Origin of the sequence: Streptomyces sp. NBC_00029, assembly GCF_045160505.1 — a bacterium.
Lineage (GTDB): Bacteria > Actinomycetota > Actinomycetes > Streptomycetales > Streptomycetaceae > Streptomyces.
Genome location: NZ_CP108292.1, coordinates 7,668,011 through 7,683,940, shown reverse-complemented (window position 1 = coordinate 7,683,940; position 15,930 = coordinate 7,668,011). Strand labels below are relative to the sequence as shown.

General features: G+C 71.1%; 14 protein-coding genes. 4 read left to right on the top strand and 10 right to left on the bottom strand.

All coding sequences use genetic code 11. The annotated features are described in order from the left end of the window. Positions 1–335 precede the first annotated feature (335 nt). Together OG753_RS35435 and OG753_RS35430 are read left to right on the top strand one after the other, a co-directional pair. Positions 336–647, top strand: a complete 312-nt coding sequence (locus OG753_RS35435) for a hypothetical protein (protein WP_405791436.1) — start codon at positions 336–338, stop codon at positions 645–647. 167 nt (positions 648–814) lie between these two features. Then, positions 815–1,282 carry an OsmC family protein gene (locus tag OG753_RS35430; RefSeq protein ID WP_327265876.1) on the top strand — a complete coding sequence of 156 codons (468 nt, stop codon included), beginning with the start codon at positions 815–817 and terminating at the stop codon, positions 1,280–1,282. A 402-nt stretch (positions 1,283–1,684) separates the two neighbouring features. On the opposite strand, the gene OG753_RS35425 is transcribed toward OG753_RS35430, so the two are convergent. Then, complete coding sequence (locus tag OG753_RS35425; protein WP_405791435.1) at positions 1,685–4,426, bottom strand: NACHT domain-containing protein; 2,742 nt, start codon at positions 4,424–4,426, stop codon at positions 1,685–1,687. Positions 4,427–4,554: 128 nt separating this feature from the next. Between OG753_RS35425 and OG753_RS35420 the strand changes: the two genes are divergently transcribed. Continuing rightward, positions 4,555–4,767, top strand: a complete 213-nt coding sequence (locus OG753_RS35420) for a hypothetical protein (RefSeq protein WP_327265874.1) — start codon at positions 4,555–4,557, stop codon at positions 4,765–4,767. A 101-nt stretch (positions 4,768–4,868) separates the two neighbouring features. Here the strand turns inward: OG753_RS35420 and OG753_RS35415 are convergent, their stop codons facing one another. The 3 genes from OG753_RS35415 to OG753_RS35405 form a co-directional block, all read right to left on the bottom strand. Next, entirely contained in the window at positions 4,869–6,002 is a 1,134-nt protein-coding gene (locus tag OG753_RS35415; RefSeq protein ID WP_405791434.1) for an FAD-dependent oxidoreductase, read from the bottom strand. A gap of 295 nt (positions 6,003–6,297) precedes the next feature. After that, entirely contained in the window at positions 6,298–6,657 is a 360-nt protein-coding gene (locus tag OG753_RS35410; RefSeq protein WP_405791433.1) for a DoxX family protein, read from the bottom strand. A gap of 185 nt (positions 6,658–6,842) precedes the next feature. Continuing rightward, positions 6,843–7,337 carry a cupin domain-containing protein gene (locus OG753_RS35405; protein ID WP_405791432.1) on the bottom strand — a complete coding sequence of 165 codons (495 nt, stop codon included), beginning with the start codon at positions 7,335–7,337 and terminating at the stop codon, positions 6,843–6,845. Between the two features lie 81 nt (positions 7,338–7,418). Between OG753_RS35405 and OG753_RS35400 the strand changes: the two genes are divergently transcribed. Further along, positions 7,419–8,270, top strand: coding sequence for a LysR family transcriptional regulator (locus OG753_RS35400; RefSeq protein WP_405791431.1), 852 nt, complete (start codon positions 7,419–7,421; stop codon positions 8,268–8,270). A gap of 475 nt (positions 8,271–8,745) precedes the next feature. Here OG753_RS35400 and OG753_RS35395 read toward each other — a convergent pair whose 3' ends face one another. The 6 genes from OG753_RS35395 to OG753_RS35370 all read right to left on the bottom strand — a co-directional run bounded on the left by OG753_RS35395 (position 8,746) and on the right by OG753_RS35370 (position 15,313). Then, complete coding sequence (locus OG753_RS35395; protein WP_327265869.1) at positions 8,746–8,988, bottom strand: DUF6480 family protein; 243 nt, start codon at positions 8,986–8,988, stop codon at positions 8,746–8,748. A 423-nt stretch (positions 8,989–9,411) separates the two neighbouring features. After that, positions 9,412–10,407 carry a magnesium and cobalt transport protein CorA gene (locus OG753_RS35390; protein WP_405791430.1) on the bottom strand — a complete coding sequence of 332 codons (996 nt, stop codon included), beginning with the start codon at positions 10,405–10,407 and terminating at the stop codon, positions 9,412–9,414. 136 nt (positions 10,408–10,543) lie between these two features. Next, the gene (locus OG753_RS35385; protein WP_405791429.1) at positions 10,544–12,655 is read right to left on the bottom strand and encodes a xanthine dehydrogenase family protein molybdopterin-binding subunit; all 2,112 of its coding nucleotides are present in this window, start codon (positions 12,653–12,655) and stop codon (positions 10,544–10,546) included. A gap of 27 nt (positions 12,656–12,682) precedes the next feature. Further along, on the bottom strand, positions 12,683–13,702 hold the full coding sequence (locus OG753_RS35380) for a xanthine dehydrogenase family protein subunit M (protein ID WP_327265866.1): 1,020 nt from the start codon (positions 13,700–13,702) through the stop codon (positions 12,683–12,685). A 4-nt stretch (positions 13,703–13,706) separates the two neighbouring features. Beyond that, positions 13,707–14,327, bottom strand: a complete 621-nt coding sequence (locus tag OG753_RS35375) for a 2Fe-2S iron-sulfur cluster-binding protein (protein ID WP_405792928.1) — start codon at positions 14,325–14,327, stop codon at positions 13,707–13,709. Positions 14,328–14,899: 572 nt separating this feature from the next. After that, the gene (locus OG753_RS35370; RefSeq protein WP_327267026.1) at positions 14,900–15,313 is read right to left on the bottom strand and encodes a phospholipase; all 414 of its coding nucleotides are present in this window, start codon (positions 15,311–15,313) and stop codon (positions 14,900–14,902) included. Positions 15,314–15,930: the final 617 nt, after the last annotated feature.

Genomic DNA, 15,930 nt, shown 5'->3' with positions numbered 1-15,930 from the left:
TACGGGCGGGCGCGAGGCAGGCTCGGGCGCAGCGGAAGATCCGTACCGGCCTCCATCCGTCCGGGGGCGGTTTCGCTCAACGTCACATCCCGGACACTGCGGCCCCGCGCCCGCCCGCCCTTCTACGCTGGACGGATGGCACACGCACCCGGCGCGTCCCCGCGCATCGAAGGCTCGGGGGTCGACCGGGACCGTGAGCTCATCCTCACGGCCGCGCTCCGGAGGCCACCCGCCCTGCAGAGGTCGTCGCGCTGATCGCTGCGAGCCCGCAGGACCAGCCCATCGAGGCCCGGCTCACGGCGGCCGCCGAGGTGATGCGCGGCGGTGCGGCGCGCGTGACCCTGATGACCGCGCCCTCGTCCCCAGGTCTGGCCGCCGCCTGGGAGACCGGCCGGGCCGGACAGTTCGAGGCGACCTTCGCGTCACTGCGTACCGCGCTCTTCGCCTCGTTCGAGCACGAGCGGAACAAGCTGCGCCTGCCTCTCGAACGCCTGGCCGACGCACTGTTGCGGATGGTCATGCCGAGCATCCTGCTGGACACCGCTGCATCCCTGCCCACCAAGCACATCGTCCCCGGACCGGTCATCCCAAAGGGCCCCGGAGGCCATGGGTTTGAGTTCTTCCGGCGGCTGGCCGCCGAGGTATGACGGCACGGCGCTCCCAGGACGGCCGTACGATCCAGGTCGGCGCCCGGCAACGCGCGCCGCTCGGCGCAGCCGCCGCCCCTGCACCCGCACCGCACCGCACCGCACCGCACCCCGGACACTGTGCTGCGCCGCCGCCCACTCCCGTATCTAGAGACGGAGCAGCCGCTATGGCCCGACTGCACTCCTACGCCACCCGCGTCACCTGGACCGGCAACCTCGGCACCGGCACCAGCCACTACCGCGCCTTCTCACGGGCACACGAGGTGGCCGCCGGAGAGCTGCCGGCGATCCTGGGCAGCTCCGACCCGACCTTCCACGGCGATGCCTCGCGCTGGAACCCCGAACAACTGCTGCTCGCCGCGCTGTCCCAGTGCCACATGCTCTCCTACCTGCACTTCTGCACGGTCAACGGCGTGGTGGTCACTTCGTACGTCGACGAGGCGACCGCAACGATGGCCACCGCCGGGGACGGCGGGCAGTTCACGGAGGCCGTGGTGCACCCTCGGATCACCGTCAGCGAGGAGTCGATGGTGGTCGCGGCGCTCGCACTGCACGAGGAGGCCCACCGGGCCTGCTTCATCGCCAACTCGGTGAACTTCCCCGTCCGGCACGAACCGACCGTGACGGTGGGCTGAGCGTCCGGCCGGGCACGGCCACTCCCTTGTCCCGCGACGGACCTGGGCCGCTTCCTCCGGATCACCTCGCCGACCGGATCAAATGGCGACCAGATCAAATGGCGACCAGGGAGATGGTCGCGGTCTTGTCGTAGCGCGTGGCCAGGCCGCCCAATTGCTTGAGCCTGTTGGTGCACCGTTCGACCCCGCGTTGCGCTGCCGGCAGGCCTCGCGGCCGAAGGCCCGCTGCCGAGCCGGCCGAGTCGCTTGCGGTTGGCACCCTGGGCGGCGGGCTGCGGGATCACCGCCCGGGACGCGTAGGCCTACGGCGAAGGCGGCCGGGGCACTCGCAACAGGTCCATGACCCGGGTGGGCCCACCGGGCACCGGCCGGAGCCTGCGCGCGGCCGGCACGTCCCTCGCCTCAGCGCAGGAGCCGTGCGGCTTTTCGGCGGTGGCGGCGTCCGACCGTGGGATCGTGGGCCAGGACCGCGACGACAGCGGCGGCGCGTTCGGGGTCGCGGCCGGCGAGTTCCCGGACGGCTGCCAGGCGCCAGGCGCTCTTGAGGGTCCTGTCGTGGGCGAGGGAGGCCAGCGTGTCCGCGCCGCGTGCTGGTTCGAACTGTGCCAGCCCCAGGGCCGAACACAGGCGTGTCCCGATGGGCAGGTCGATGTCCTCGGCCAGGCGCGCGAGCAGGTCGGGGCCGCGTTCATCGTCGACGACGGCGAGCATCGTGGCCGCGCGCATACGGACGTCGGGCGATGTGCTCGCGCTGTCGGCCAGGGCGGCGAGCGTGTCCGCACTCGGTTGGTCGCCGATCGCGGCCAGCACCGAGACGGCCAGGGCACGGTCCTGCGGCAGCAGCTTCACGTCACGGGCCAGGTTGTGGAGCAGCTCCACGCCGTGCTCATCTCCGTGCTCCACCAGGAAGCCGGCGGCATCGACCCGCGCATCGTCACGGAGCCGGGTGTCAGTGGCCAGGCGGTGCAACAGCAGCAGACCGCGTGGGTCGCCGGCGCCCGCCAGCCTGTCGGCGGCCTGCACTCTCCACGGGCCGGTGGCCAGGTACGGGACCTCGGCGAGTTCGGCCAGAATGTCCGCCGCATGTTCGCCGCCGAGCCAACCAAGGGCCTCTGCCGCGCTCACCCGGTGGTTCCTCTGGGCCTGGGAAAGAAACACCTCCGCCAGCCCAGGGTCTGTTTCCGGGTGCAGGCGGTCAGGATTCGCCCTGAGGTCCGCACGGCGTCTGTCGTCGTCGGTGATCCGGGCGAGGAAGGTGAGTGACGTCGCGGCGGCTCGGACGACGGGCTCCGGCAGACCGGTTCCCAGCCGTTTCTGCTCGGCCAGGAAGCGGCAGCCGTCCAGGTTGCGCCTGCCGGCGAGCCGCAGCAGCTTCTTCTGTACCCGGGCGGCACCGTCCGGGTCGGCCAGCAGCCGGTCCAGCAGGAAGCCGGTGTAGGACGTTTCCTTCTCACCCGGCGGAGTCCAGAACCGTTGGCCGGTGCCGAGGAGAGTGACGTCCGGAACCGGTTTCCAGGGCCAGTGCCGAGCCCACTTGTCATCGAAGAGACGGGCGGTCGCCTCGGCGCGCGCCTGCGGCGTCCGGGTGGCGTGGCGCGCGGCACAGTATTCGAGGAGGGTCTGATGGACGAACTCGAGCTCTCCGGCGCGCTGGGTGAGCATGCCGGTGCGGAGCACGGTCTCCTTGGGTGTCATGCCTGCCGGCGATGCGCCGGGCCAGGAGCGCAGTAGGCCGGTCAGGGTCGGGCCGGCGTCCTGTTCGTTCTGTTCGTTCTGTTCGTTCTGGGGAGCCAGACGGCGGGCCGCGATGTGTCCTGCGATGTCGAGGGCGAGTTCTCCGATGCCCGGGATCTCGGGCGCGTCCTGCGCTCGTCGTTCGTGCTGCAGGAGCAGCAGTGCGGCGTACTCGTCGTAGATCCCGCCCCGGGCGCGGGGCATTCTCCGGTGATGGGCGTAGAGCTGGCACAGCAGCCCGGCGATGAGGGGGGTGCGGGCCAGCTCGGTCAGCTGTTCCATGGCCGACAGCTCGGTGATGAAGAGCTTCGTGAGTCCGACGGGATCGGGGACTGCCAGGGCCGTGAACCAGCTGTGAGCGACCCGCGACAGTTCTTCGCGTCGGAACGGCAGCAGATCGAATCGCGGAACGTGGGAGCCGAGCCGGTCCAGTTCGCCCTGTGGCAGCGGACGGGTGGCGACGACGAGCCGGTAAAGATCCGCGTCGGGTCCGTTGGCGTGCACGGCGAGGTGGCGCAGCAGGTTCTGGCGGGTTTCGGCGCGGGGTATCTCGTCGAGTCCGTCGACCAGTACCAGCCAGGGGACACCGTGCTGGGGCGGCGAGGCGAAGAGCCCTGGGATCTCGAGCTCGTACTCGCGGGACACCGCCCGGGTCAGGGCTTCCGGCAGGCTACCGCCGCGCAGGGCCTTCCCGCTCGCGATCAGGGCCTGTGCCGGGACGAGCACCGGTACGGGCGCGGCAGGTTCTTCTCCGCCCAGGCGGCGCCCGACACCTTCGGCGAGCCAGGTGCGCAGGAGGCTGGACTTGCCTGCGCCGGGACCTGCCATGACGACACAGGTGCGTGCGCCGGTCAGGATCTGGTCCGCCGGGACGGTAGCGGCGCTGGACACCAGTGGCGGGCCGTCCGCGTTGTTCCGGTCCGGCTTCTCGTCCAGGCAGCGGATCTGCTGGCGCAGGTACACCGCGCTGAGGGCCGGCACGCCGTCGTCGATGACGCCGGGATAGGGCTGGGCATCGAGTGTGGGCTCAACCGTTCTCAAGTACGTGTCCAGTTGCCCGGGCCGCTGCTCCGCATGCTGCGGGCGCCGGTCCTCGGCCTGTGCGGCCGCTTTCCGCCTGCCGCTCGGTCCGTGCGCCGCCGTGTCCGGCGCAGGACGCTGCCGCCTTGCCTGCTCCAGCAACGTCAGCAGCGGCTTCGCATCGGTCCCGAGCGCCCGCGCGAGCGCCACCACGGTTGCTTCGCTGGGCACGGTCGGCCCGTGCAGGGCCTGGCTGACGGTGGTGCGCCCCCGCCTCGCCTCACGCGCCAGCCCGGCCATCGACAGCCCACGTCTGCTCTCCAGATGCAAGAGCCTCAGCCGTGCCTTCAACTCGGCCAGGGCATCCGGCAGGCCTTCGCTCTCCCCCACCTGGCGGCTCCTTCACGGACGGCGCTGTCCTTGTTCGGATGCGTTCATCATGGTTCACCCAGAACGCCGCCGTACGGCGCTTCGGTCATGTTGTTCCCCTCATCCGCCATCTCGGAAGGGAAGACCCCGTGACCACTTCGCCCACGCATCTGATGCTCCTGGCCCTCGGCTTGGTCGTCGCTCTCCTGCTCGCGCTGCTGGCCGCCGCCGGCGCCGCCAAGCTCGCACGCTTGGACGGCGCCACGTACCCCGCCGCTCTCGCCCGGGCCGCCTCCGCGTTCGCCGTGACGTTCACTCTCGCGGCCACCCTGACCGGGGTACTCGCGCAAGTCCTCTCGTGATCGTGACGGCCGGAGCGGCGCCGAGCGACTTCAGCAACCACCTCCGCGAGCGGGCGTGAGCGCGATCAGCGAAGCGAGCACGACTGCGGTGCCTCAGCGGCTCATTGGCGGCCCTGCTCGGCGATCATGTTGATCAGACCCTGGGCGGTGTTGTGCTCGGCGTCGATCCCCGGGACTTCTCCGCCTTCAAAGGTGGCGGGCTCGGAGCTACGGGGGAACATGGCCTGCTCGTACTCGGTGAGCGCGGCCTCGACATCGTCGGGGTGCGCGGCGAGCGCCTTTCCGAGTTCGGCGCCGTCGTACATGGCCAGGTTGGCGCCTTCGCCGTTCGGGGGCGCGAGGTGGGCGGCGTCGCCGAGCAGGGTGACTCCTGGAACCCGGTCCCACCGGTGCCCGGTGGGCAGAGCGTAGTGGGGGCGCAGGACCGGCGCCGTATCGCCGTCGGTGATCAGCGCGGTGAGTTCCGGTGCCCAGCCGTCGAACTCGGCGGCGATGGACGAGGTGGCCGCGGCGGCGTCGGTGAAGTCGATGGCGGCGAACCACTCCTGCGGCCTGCTCAGGGCTATGTAGGCGTGCAGGGTGTCTTCGCTTTCCCGGTGAGCGAAGATCTCCCTGCCCGGCGCGGGCACGATCAGCATCCCGCCGCCGACCGCTTTCGCGGTGGCCGGGTGGCGGGTGTCGGCGTGGAACAGGTACGTCTCGACGAACGACGTGCCGGCGTACTCAGGTGTGGCTTCGGAGAGCAGCGGCCGTACCCGTGACCAGGCGCCGTCCGCGCCGACCAGCAGGCCGGTGACGACGGTGCCGCCGTCGGTGAACGTCACCTCGTGGCGGCTCGGGCCGACGGTGCGGGTGCTGCTGACCTTGTGCCCCCACCGGACCGTGCCGGCCGGGAGCGAGTCGAGCAGGATCTGCCGTAACTCGCCGCGGTGCACCTCGGGGCGGCTGCCCGTGCCGTCGTCGGCCTTGTCGAACAGGACGGTCCCGTCGTGGTCGAGTACCCGCATTGCCTGGCGGCCCTCCAGGACGATGGCGTGGAAGTCGTCCATCAGGCCGGCTTCCTCGAGGGCGAGCTGTCCGTCGTAGTCGTGGATGTCGAGCAGGCCTCCCTGCGTGCGCATGGCCGGGGAGGACTCCGCCTCGTAGACCGTGGCCGGGATTCCGTGGACGTGCAGGACGCGGGCCAGAGTGAGTCCGCCGAGTCCGGCGCCGATGATCGTGACGGGCATGTGCATGGTGACTCCTGGGGATCGGGGCCGCCCAGCGAGTTCTGGTCGGCCGTTCCTGGAACCTTGCCGGACCTCACCGACAGGCCACCGACGTCGAACCGGCAGCCGCCGATGGCTGACCGACACCGCATGTCGGTCCCGACACCTGATCGAAACGGGATGCGGCCCGGCCTCCCGCCCGGTGCGACGGCGCCGGGTGCCGCATCGAGTCGCCCGGTGCCGCACCGAGAAGTGACAGCGGCCGTGAGGCCGGGCCGGGCCGGCCCGGCAGCCGCACTCCCCGGTCGAAGACCGTGCTTGGTCACAGCCGGACGGCCAGCCAGATGGTCACGGCCGCGGTTACGGTGAGTCCGGCGTTGAGTGCGATCCGGCGGTCCCGGCCGCTCAGGTGGACGGTGATCGCGCCGATTTGCAGGAGTACGAAGCCGATGGCCGCGGCCGGCGCCAGCGAGGGAGCGATGCCGGTCAGCGGCGGCAGTACCAGGCCGGTCGCGCCGAGTATTTCGACCGCGCCGAGCGCCCTGAGGGCGGGCAGGGGTATCCGGTCGACCCAGGTCATCATCGGTCGGAGTTGATCGCGGCTGCGGATCACCTTCAGGGTGCCTGCGTAGAAGTAGAAGAGCGCGAGCAGTCCCGCGACGATCCAGTAGGCGATGTTCATGGTTCCCGTTCGTGGTCCACCGGTTCACGGGGACCCGTCGATTGTGTTGCGTGTCAGAAGAGCGCCCGCGCAGGCTCGGGCAGGCCGGGGCAGATTGGGGCATATTGGGGCAGCCGTTCGAGGGGACGCCGCCTGGCCTGCTGAAGAGAAAGGTGGCCGGGCCGGGGCGTGCCATGCCGTCGGTTTCAGTCGCGGTCGGTGGCGGGCTCGGTCGCGTAGTGGCTCATCGCGTCGATGGTGGCCTGTGGTGTCAGCGGCCGGCCGCCGGCGAGCACCTCCTGGAGGTCTCGGAAGTACTGCACGTACAGGTCGGGGGTGAAGGTGCTGAGCAGGACGGCGGGCCGGTCGGTCAGGTTGGCGAAGGTGTGAGGGGTACCGGGAGGAACCATCACGAGCGTGCCCGTGGTGGCGTCGTGGTCCTCGTCCCCTACGGTGAACCGGACGGTGCCGGAGAGGACGTAGAAGCCCTCGTCGTGCAGGCCGTGGCGGTGCTGAGGCGGCCCCTGGGTGTGCGGGGCGAGGACGGACTCGGTGATCGCGAGGCGGTGCCCGGTGTGGCTGCCGTCCTCCAGGACGCGCATGCGCGTGGTGCCCAGAACGATCCTCTCGCCCTCGCCCGGACCCACCACGGACAGGGCGATTCCGGTCCGCGGCTCGGTGTTTCGTGCCTGTTCGGTCATGCTCACCAGTGCACTGCCCGAGCTGCTTCACTGTCCAAGACCCGTTCCACGGCGCCGATACCCGGCGGGTATCGTTGCAGCGTGGAGCTTCGTACCTTGCGCTACTTCGTGGCGGTCGCCGAGGAACTGCACTTCGGCCGGGCCGCCACCCGACTGCACATGAGCCAGCCGCCGCTGAGCCGGGCGGTCAAGCGGCTGGAAGCCGAAGTCGGAGCCCTGCTCTTCGCCCGCTCGCCGACCGGCGTCACGCTCACTCCGGTGGGCACGGTGCTGCTCGACGAGGCGCGGGCCCTGCTCGACCATGCCGACCGCGTCCGGGTACGCGTGAGCGCGGCGGCCGGCGCCGCGGCCATCACCATCGGCATCCTGGGCGACGGCACAGACCGGGGAGTGTCCAGGCTGGCCGCCGCCTATCGTCGAAAACACCCCGACATCGACATCCGCATCCGTGAGACCGATCTGACCGACCCGACGTGCGGGCTGCGCGCCGGACTGGTCGACGTCGCCCTGACCAGGGCGCCGTTCGACGAAACCGCCCTGACGGTCCGTGCGCTGCGGACCGATCCCGTCGGCGTGGTCCTGCGCGCCGACGATCCGCTGGCCCGCCGCGACGGCCTACGACTGGCCGAGCTGAGCGACCGCCACTGGTTCCAATTCCCGCGGGGCACCGACCCCGCCTGGCAGTCGTACTGGAACGGCGGCACACCGCGCGAGGGCCCAGTGGTACGTGCCGTCCAGGAGTGTCTGCAGGCGGTGCTGTGGAACGGCACGGTCGGCCTGGCCCCGCTCGGACACGACCTGTCCGCGGAGCTGGCCGTGGTGCCGCTGACCGACATGCCTCCGAGCCGAGTGGTGGCGGCGTGGAACGAGGGCGACACCAACCCGTTGATCCGATCCTTCGTCGAGACCGCGACAACCGCCTACCGCCACTGAGCACCTGATCCGTATTCCCGGTGGTGCTCTTCTGCCGACCTCGTCCGGGACCAAGTAGGGCCAGGCGTCGCTGACTTCCAGCAGCGAGCGGCACTGCGCAGTGGTACCGCGCCCGTGGCAGCGGTCCAGCAGCCGTTCGCCTCGGCGGCCGAGGCCACCGCGTGGCGCCGCCCCGCCGCACCCTCAGGATCGGAGCCGGAGCGCACCCCGCGGCGTCCACGCCTCCGTTCCCCTGGCCGTCGCCGCGGGTCACGCGGACGACGGGTGCGCGACGTCGGGCGGGGAGCCAGCCGCGTGCCAGAAGGCCGTCAGGGTTCCCCGGCCCGGCGTCAGCGCGCGAGCTCGCTCGCAGCCGCGTTGTAGAGCCGCTCGTCGTACACGGCCGGCGGCCGGTCCGCGGCGGCGGCAGCGCCGGGCATCCCGTACGTCTCGGTGTCCGGTGACATGGTCCCTGTCCTCCCCGTACCGCTGGGGCTCAGATGTTCAGGATGATGGCGTAGGCGAGGAAGAACAGGGCGAACACCAACGCGATCAGGCAGATGAGCACCAAGGGGCCCTTGCCCCAGCCGCGTGACAGGGGCCTGTACGGTCCGGCCCCGGTACCGGTGCTCGACTCCCCGGGCGGGGTTTCGCCCGGCGGGACGCCTCCTCCTTCTCGGGCACCGGGCGGAATCAACCGGCGCGGGTCAGGGTCGGAGGCCGGGTTCGATGCGGACATGACGTGCACCTCCTCATAACCGCCCCGCCTGCCACAGGCACCGGTCCGGTCCGGTCCGGCACGCAGGCACAAGGACGGGCACTCGGCGGCTACCCTCAGCCTCTCCGCTCACTCCTCGCGGATCGGCCCGTTCGACCGGTTCGACCGGTTCGGGAGTCGGAACCGTCCCCGCTACGGAGCCGGTACGGCAAGGCGGCGATGTCCTCGGGAGCCGTCACGCGACGCGCCCGACACTCCCCCAGGCGACGCAAGGCCTCCTCGGTCCGGACGCGGCTCGCCAGCCAGTCCCGCCGCACCAACGGCGCGAACACCTCGGAAGTGAACTCCTCCAACCGGACCCGCACCGCGGCAAGCTCCCCAGCCCTCATACAGCCAGCGAACGACCGAACACCCGACGTGACAAGACCTGGTAACAAGGCACTACTAGAGCCAGCCGTTGCGACGGAAGGCGCGGTGAAGAAGGCCCGAAGCCACGGCCATGAGGCACACGGCGAGCGGGTAGCCGAAGCGCCAGCCGAGTTCCGGCATGTGCGCGAAGTTCATTCCGTAGACGCCGGCGACCATGGTGGGGATCGCGAAGATCGCAGCCCAGGCGGAGATGCGCCGCATGTCGTCGTTCTGCCAGGTACCCACCCGGGCCTGTTGCGCGTCGAGGACCGAGTTCAGCAGCTCGTCGAGCGTCCGAACCTCGATGTCGGTGCGGTGGAGGTGATCGGTCACGTCACGGAAGTACGGGATCACCTTGGCCGGCCGCTCCTGCTCACCGAGCCCGTTCAGCAGGCCGGGCAGAACCGGGACCAGCGGCTGTACGGCGTCACGGAACTCGCGTATCTCCCGCTTCAGCGAGTAGATCTCCTCGGTGTGGTCGACGCGGGCGGACGAGAAGACCCGGTCCTCCAGCCGGTCGAGCGCTCCGCGCACCGTCTCGGCGGCCTCACCGTAGGCGTCGACGACGACATCGAGGACGGCGTGCAGGACGGACAGCGGGCCGAAGCGCAGCATGGACGGCTCGGCGTCCAGTCGGCGGGCCGCTTCGGCAGCCGGGTCCATGTCGCCGTGGCGGACGGTGAGGACGTAGCGGGGCCCGATGAAGAGCATCATCTCGCCGGTCTCCACCGCCCCTTCCTCCTCGACGTACCAGAGCGTCTTGAGCGCAATGGCCAGGACCTCGCCGAACCGCTCCATCTTGGGGCGCTGCCGCGCCTGGACGGCGTCCTCGACGGCCAGCGGGTGCAGGCCCAGCTCCTCGGCCAGCTGGACCAGCTCCTCCTCGGACGGGTCGACCAGACGCACCCAGCCAAACTCGCCGTCGCCGAGCCCGCGCAGTCGCTTCAACACCGTTCGGCAGGCCTCGTCCTCCAGCCCGCACTCGACTGTCTCCGCCCTGCCCGACCGTTCCTGGTACAGCACACATTCCATGGATCGCGCATGCTTCAAAGCCCCGACTTCATGCCTGCCACTTCATGCCCGCGGCCTCGTACAGCGCCACGACCCGGGTCCACGCGGGCTTCCGGATCTCCGCAGGGCATCCGGGGCGGCCCTCGTGACGCGCGTCTCAGTCGGCACGGCCCAGTGCGGTCAGTACGCGGTCCGGCGTCAGGGGGAGTTCACGCAGACGGTGGCCCGTGGCGCGGCAGAACGCGTTTCCGATCGCGGCCGCCGTTCCGACGATGCCGATCTCGCCGATCCCCTTGCTTCCCATGGGGTTGAGGTGCTTGTCGTGTTCGTCGATCCAATGGACTTCGATGGCGGGCACGTCGGCGTGGACCGGTACGTGGTAGGAGGCGAGGTCACGCTCGGCGAAGTCGCCGAACTCCGCGTCCATCGTGCTGTGTTCGGTCAGCGCCATGCCGAGTCCCATGACCATCGCGCCTTTGAACTGCGACCGCGCGGTGAGCGCGTTGAGGATGCGGCCCGCGGCGAAGACGCCCAGCATGCGCGGTACGCGGACCTCACCGGTGGTCGTGTCGACCCGCACCTCGGCGAAGTGCGCACCGAAGGCGTGCCGGGAGTACGGGGACTTCTGCTTGGCGGACTGGGTGGTGTCGGCGGACGCGGACAGTCCCTCGGCCGACAGGGGATGGTGGTGGCGCTCAAGGCGCGCGGTGAGGGCAGTGCAGGCGTTGTGGACGGCCCACCCCCAGGAGGCGGTGCCCGAGGAGCCTCCGGCGAGCGAGGCCGCGGGCAGGCCGGTGTGCCCGATGGCAACGGATACACGGTCGAGCGGAACCCGCAGGGCATCGGCTGCCACCTGGGCCAGGACGGTGCGGGCGCCCGTTCCGATGTCGGTGGCATTGATTTCGACGAGGTAGCGGCCGTCCGGGAAGGCGTGCGCACGGGCGGTGGAGGGCGCGATGAGAACGGGGTAGGTGGCGGCGGCCACTCCGCTCCCGATGAGGTGCGGTCCCTGCCGACGGGGCTCTCGGCCGGCTGCCCACCCGAAGCGCTCGGCGCCCTCGCGCAGGCACTCGACGAGGTGACGGCTGCTGAAGGGGAGGCCGCTGTCGGGTTCGGTGCGGGGTTCGTTGCGTACGCGCAGCTCGATCGGATCGATGCCGAGGGTGTCGGCGAGCTCGTCCATCGCCGACTCCAAGGCGTACATGCCCGGTGCCTCGCCGGGGGCGCGCATCCACGACGGGGTGGGTACGTCGAGGGCGACGACCCGGTGGGACGTGCGGATGTCGGGGACGGCGTACATGACGCGGGCCGGCACCGCCGCTTGTTCGACGAACTCGCGGACGCGGGAGGTGTGGGTGGTGACCTCGTGAGTCAGGGCGGTCAGGGTGCCGTCGGTCCGGGCGCCGAGCCGGATGCGGTGCAGGGTGGGCGCGCGGTGGCCGACGGTGGCGGGCAGGTGGGCGCGCGGGAGGGCGAGTTTGACGGGCCTGCCGTAGTGACGCGAGGCCATCGCCGCCAGGACCACGTGCGGCCGCGGGGTGCCCTTGCAGCCGAATCCGCCGCCGACGTGCTCGGAGACGACGGTGACCTCCTCGTCGGTCAGCTTGAGCAGTGCGGCCAGCGCCGTACGTACGGGGCCGGCGCCCTGGCTGGAGTCGTGCACGGTGAGGTGGTGGCGTTGCTCGTCCCAGTCCGCGAGGGCGGAGTGCGGTTCCATGGGGTGGTTGTGCAGGGGCGCCACCGCGTAGGCGCAGTCGATCCGTACGGGGGCGGCGGCGAGCGCCGCGTCCGGATCCCCTTGCTCGCGATGTGCGGGGTGGCCCCCGTTGGCCTCTTCGGGGGTGTAGGCGCGCCGGTGGTCGACGCTGAGGGTGACGTCGTGGGGGGCGGTCTCGTAGCTGACGCGTACCGCGGCGGCTGCGGCCCGCGCGCCCTCCAGGGAGTCGGCGACGGCCAGCGCCACGTACCAGCCGCGGTGCGGCACGGCCAGGTCCTGGAGGAGGTGCAGGGTGGGGTCGTCGGCCGCGCCGAGGCGGGGCGCGTCGTACGGGGTCAGTACGCCGAACACTCCGGGTACGGCGGTGGCGGTCGCGGTGTCGACCGAGGTGACACGGCCGCGGGCGATCGTGGCGGGCACCGGCCAGGCGTAGGCACAACCGGGCGGTGTGTGTTCGGCGGCGTACCGGGCGGCTCCGGTGACCTTCTCGCGTCCCTCGCTGCGCCGTGCCGGGCTGCCGAGGGCGGACGGGCTGTCGGGCGTGGTGGGCATCGCGGGTCCCCTTTGCAGTTGGGGCGGTCACGGCCGGGGGCGGGCGGGAGGGGCTCCGGAGGCGGAGCGGACCAGCGCCCCGAGGGCGTCGCGGGCAAGGTTGCGGGCGAGGTCGACCTTGAAGGCGTTGCCGGGCAGGGGCCGGGCCGCGGTCAGCTCCGCGTCCACGGCTTCCCGGACGGCCTCGTCGGTGGGTACGGCGCCGGTGAGCCGTTCCTCGGTGGTCCTGGCGCGCCAGGGCCGGTGGGCGAGACCGCCGAAGGCAAGGGCGACGTGGCGTACGCGGCCGTCGTCGATTTCGAGCACGGCGGCCACCGAGGCGAGCGCGAAGGCGTACGAGGCGCGGTCGCGGGCCTTGCGGTAGAGGGAGACGGCTCCGGGCGCGGCCGGGGGCAGGAGCACGGCGGTGACGATCTCGCCCGGGCGGATGACTGTGTCCCGTTCGGGGTGCTCGCCGGGGAGCCGGTGGAAGTCGGCCGCCGCCACCTCACGGGTGCCGTGCTCACCGTCGTAGAGCTCGATACCGGCGTCGAGGGCGGTGAGGGCCACTGCCATGTCCGAGGGGTGGGTGGCGATGCAGTGCGCGGAGTGGCCGAGCACGGCATGGTCGCGATGCACTCCGTTGCGGGCTGCGCAGCCGGTACCGGGTTCCCGCTTGTTGCAGGGCTTGGACACGTCCTGGAAGTACGGGCACCGGGTGCGCTGCAGCAGGTTCCCACCGGTGGTGGCGACGTTGCGCAGCTGTCCGGACGCGCCGGCCAGGAGGGCCTGGGACAGGGCGGGGTAGCGGGTCCGGACCAGGGGGTGCACGGCCAGATCGGTGTTGGACACGCCGGCTCCGACCCGGAGCGCTCCTGTGGGCAGCTCCTGGATGTCGCGAAGGGGCAGCCGGGTGAGGTCGATGAGCGCGTCGGGGGTCTCCACGCCGTGCTTCATGAGGTCGACCAGGTTCGTGCCTCCGCCGATGTAGCGGGAGCCGGGGTGGCTCGCGTAGGCGGCCGCCGCTTCCTGGAGGCTCGTGACCCTTATGTAGGCGAAGGGCTTCACGCGATCACGTCCGGCGTGGGGTCGGTGGCGGGGTCCGTTCGGGGGTCGCAGGGGCGGCGCAGGCCGCCACGGCGTCCGCGATCCCGTTGTAGGCGCCACAGCGGCAGAGGTTTCCGCTGAGCCGCTCCGCGATTTCTTCGGGGCTCAGGACGACCGGGCGGGCAGTGTCGGCTGCGGTGGCCGCGTCCGTCACGTGCGAGGGGTGTCCGGCGGCGGCTTCCCGCAGTACGCCGACGGCGGAGCAGAGCTGGCCGGGAGTGCAGTAGCCGCACTGGAAGGCGTCGTGGTCGAGGAAGGCCCGCTGAAGGGGGGTGAGGGCGCCGTCGGGGGCGGCAAGCCCTTCGACGGTGATGATCTCGGATTCGTCCAGGGTCACGGCCAGCAGCAGGCAGCTGTTGACGCGCCGACCGTCGACGAGGACGGTGCAGGCTCCGCACTGCCCGTGGTCGCAGCCCTTCTTGGAACCGGTCAGGTCCAGCAGCTCCCGCAGGGCATCGAGAAGGGTGACGCGGTTGTCCAGGTCGAGGACGTGAGTCCGGCCGTTGACGCGGAGCACGACGCGCGATCGGAAGGGGCCGACGGGAGGGGGCCGGTCGGCCTGCTGCTGTTGCAGGGGATTGCGTATGCGTGCCGCCACAACCGTCCTCCATGTCCGGTATCGGGAGGTATGCTCTAGCACCTTCCCCGGCCCGGCCGCGCCACACGTCCCCGCCGTGACGGCCTCGCGTCGCGTCGCGTTCCTCCGAGAGCGCGGGGCGGTCGTTCGGCCCTCCGGATATCGCGCGGCCCGCACCTGCAGCGGGCCGCCCCCCATCTCGCTCGGTCGAGCCCGGCGCTCCGGAACCGTCCCGCATCGGCATCCGGCCCGGAGCCGGAACCTCGGCGCGAGGAGCGTGCCGGGCGCGGGGAGGGCGGGAAGACCGGCCGCGTACCGGACGGCTTGCACTTCCGGCACATCTCGGCAGCAGGGAGCCGCCGCCGAAACCCTGCCGCACCCACCCGGCCACGCCCGGTGTGCATCCCGCTACGCCGCGTTCCCCTCGACTGCGGCACGGATCGGTCCGCGAGCACCCCGGCGCAGCTACGTGCGAGCGGTCCGGCGAACCGCCATCTGCTCTTCGAGATGCTGCGCGAGCCTCTCGCACCCCGCCGACCCGGACGGCACCGGCCGCCTGGCCGCGTCTGCGCACCCGCAGGTCAGCCGAACTGCTTGACCGCCTGGTAGTACGTCCAGGCGAGGCTGTTGCAGGACGCCTTCTTCGTGGCGCCGTACCCGTTTGAACTGCACACCCTCTTGAGGTCCTCGTAGAACATGGTGTCCAACCGGGGCTTGTTGGGGTCGAACTGTCCGGCGGCCTTGTAGTTGCGGTAGCCGAAGTCGTGCCGGGCGCAGGAGAGGTTGAACGGGAAGCCCAGCGGGTTGTCGGGCGACGAGGAGCAGTAGTCCGTGGACCAGTCGAAGCCGTACGCCGCCCAGGAACCCTGGTTGTTGCGCGCCGAGATGAAGGCGCTGTAGCTGGTGGCGCTGGTCTGGGTCCAGCTGGACAGGACTTGGGATTTGTCGGCGGGAGCCGCCGAAGCCGTCGCTGTGGCACCGGCCCAGGCGAGCATGGTGGCGGCCGGAATGGTCAGGAATGCGGACATGCGACGTATCACTCGCTACCTCCGGGAGCTGGCGGCCCGCGATTGAGCGGGCGGCGCATCGGCAGGAGTGCATCACGTACGGCGGCATCGGCCTATGCGCATCCAGGAAGACCTGACGGTCCGACAATTACCCGTCTGCGCAAAGCGCCTTCGGGAACGGATCTTCTTCCCTGCAACCCTTGCCTGTCGTGACTGCCGTCATGAATGCTGGGCTCATCTGTCAGGTGCACGACACTGATCCCGATGAAAGGGGGCCGAAACACCTCCTGGTTGCTCTTCCGCAGAGGAATGTGCGCGCGGTCGCCGCGGATGGCGGCGGGAATACCGCTTTGACCGCTGCTGCGTAATGCCGAGCCGCGTCACCATGCTGTCGGGCCGTCACCCGGTATCCACTTCATGCCAGGGGGAAGGAATGTCCATGTCGAGACGCGTCGGAGCGGTCGCCGGCTGCGCGTCCGCCGCCGATGGCTGTGGCGCCTCTGCCACGCTGTCGACCTCGCTGTTCACCAACGGCCAGGTCCGGCACCCGGCCCGTGCGGCCGTGGCCACGGTCGCACGGGCCGGGTGCCGGACCTGGGACGGAT

Bases quoted from the DNA above. Each gene is read 5' to 3' on its own strand.
- OG753_RS35390 (WP_405791430.1), bottom strand. From the start codon at position 10,407: ATGGAATGTGTGCTGTACCAGGAACGGTCGGGCAGGGCGGAGACAGTC.
- OG753_RS35410 (WP_405791433.1), bottom strand. From the start codon at position 6,657: ATGAACATCGCCTACTGGATCGTCGCGGGACTGCTCGCGCTCTTCTAC.
- OG753_RS35405 (WP_405791432.1), bottom strand. From the start codon at position 7,337: ATGACCGAACAGGCACGAAACACCGAGCCGCGGACCGGAATCGCCCTG.
- OG753_RS35370 (WP_327267026.1), bottom strand. From the start codon at position 15,313: ATGCTCGCCTGGGCCGGTGCCACAGCGACGGCTTCGGCGGCTCCCGCC.
- OG753_RS35395 (WP_327265869.1), bottom strand. From the start codon at position 8,988: ATGTCCGCATCGAACCCGGCCTCCGACCCTGACCCGCGCCGGTTGATT.
- OG753_RS35385 (WP_405791429.1), bottom strand. From the start codon at position 12,655: ATGCCCACCACGCCCGACAGCCCGTCCGCCCTCGGCAGCCCGGCACGG.
- OG753_RS35415 (WP_405791434.1), bottom strand. From the start codon at position 6,002: ATGCACATGCCCGTCACGATCATCGGCGCCGGACTCGGCGGACTCACT.
- OG753_RS35430 (WP_327265876.1), top strand. From the start codon at position 815: ATGGCCCGACTGCACTCCTACGCCACCCGCGTCACCTGGACCGGCAAC.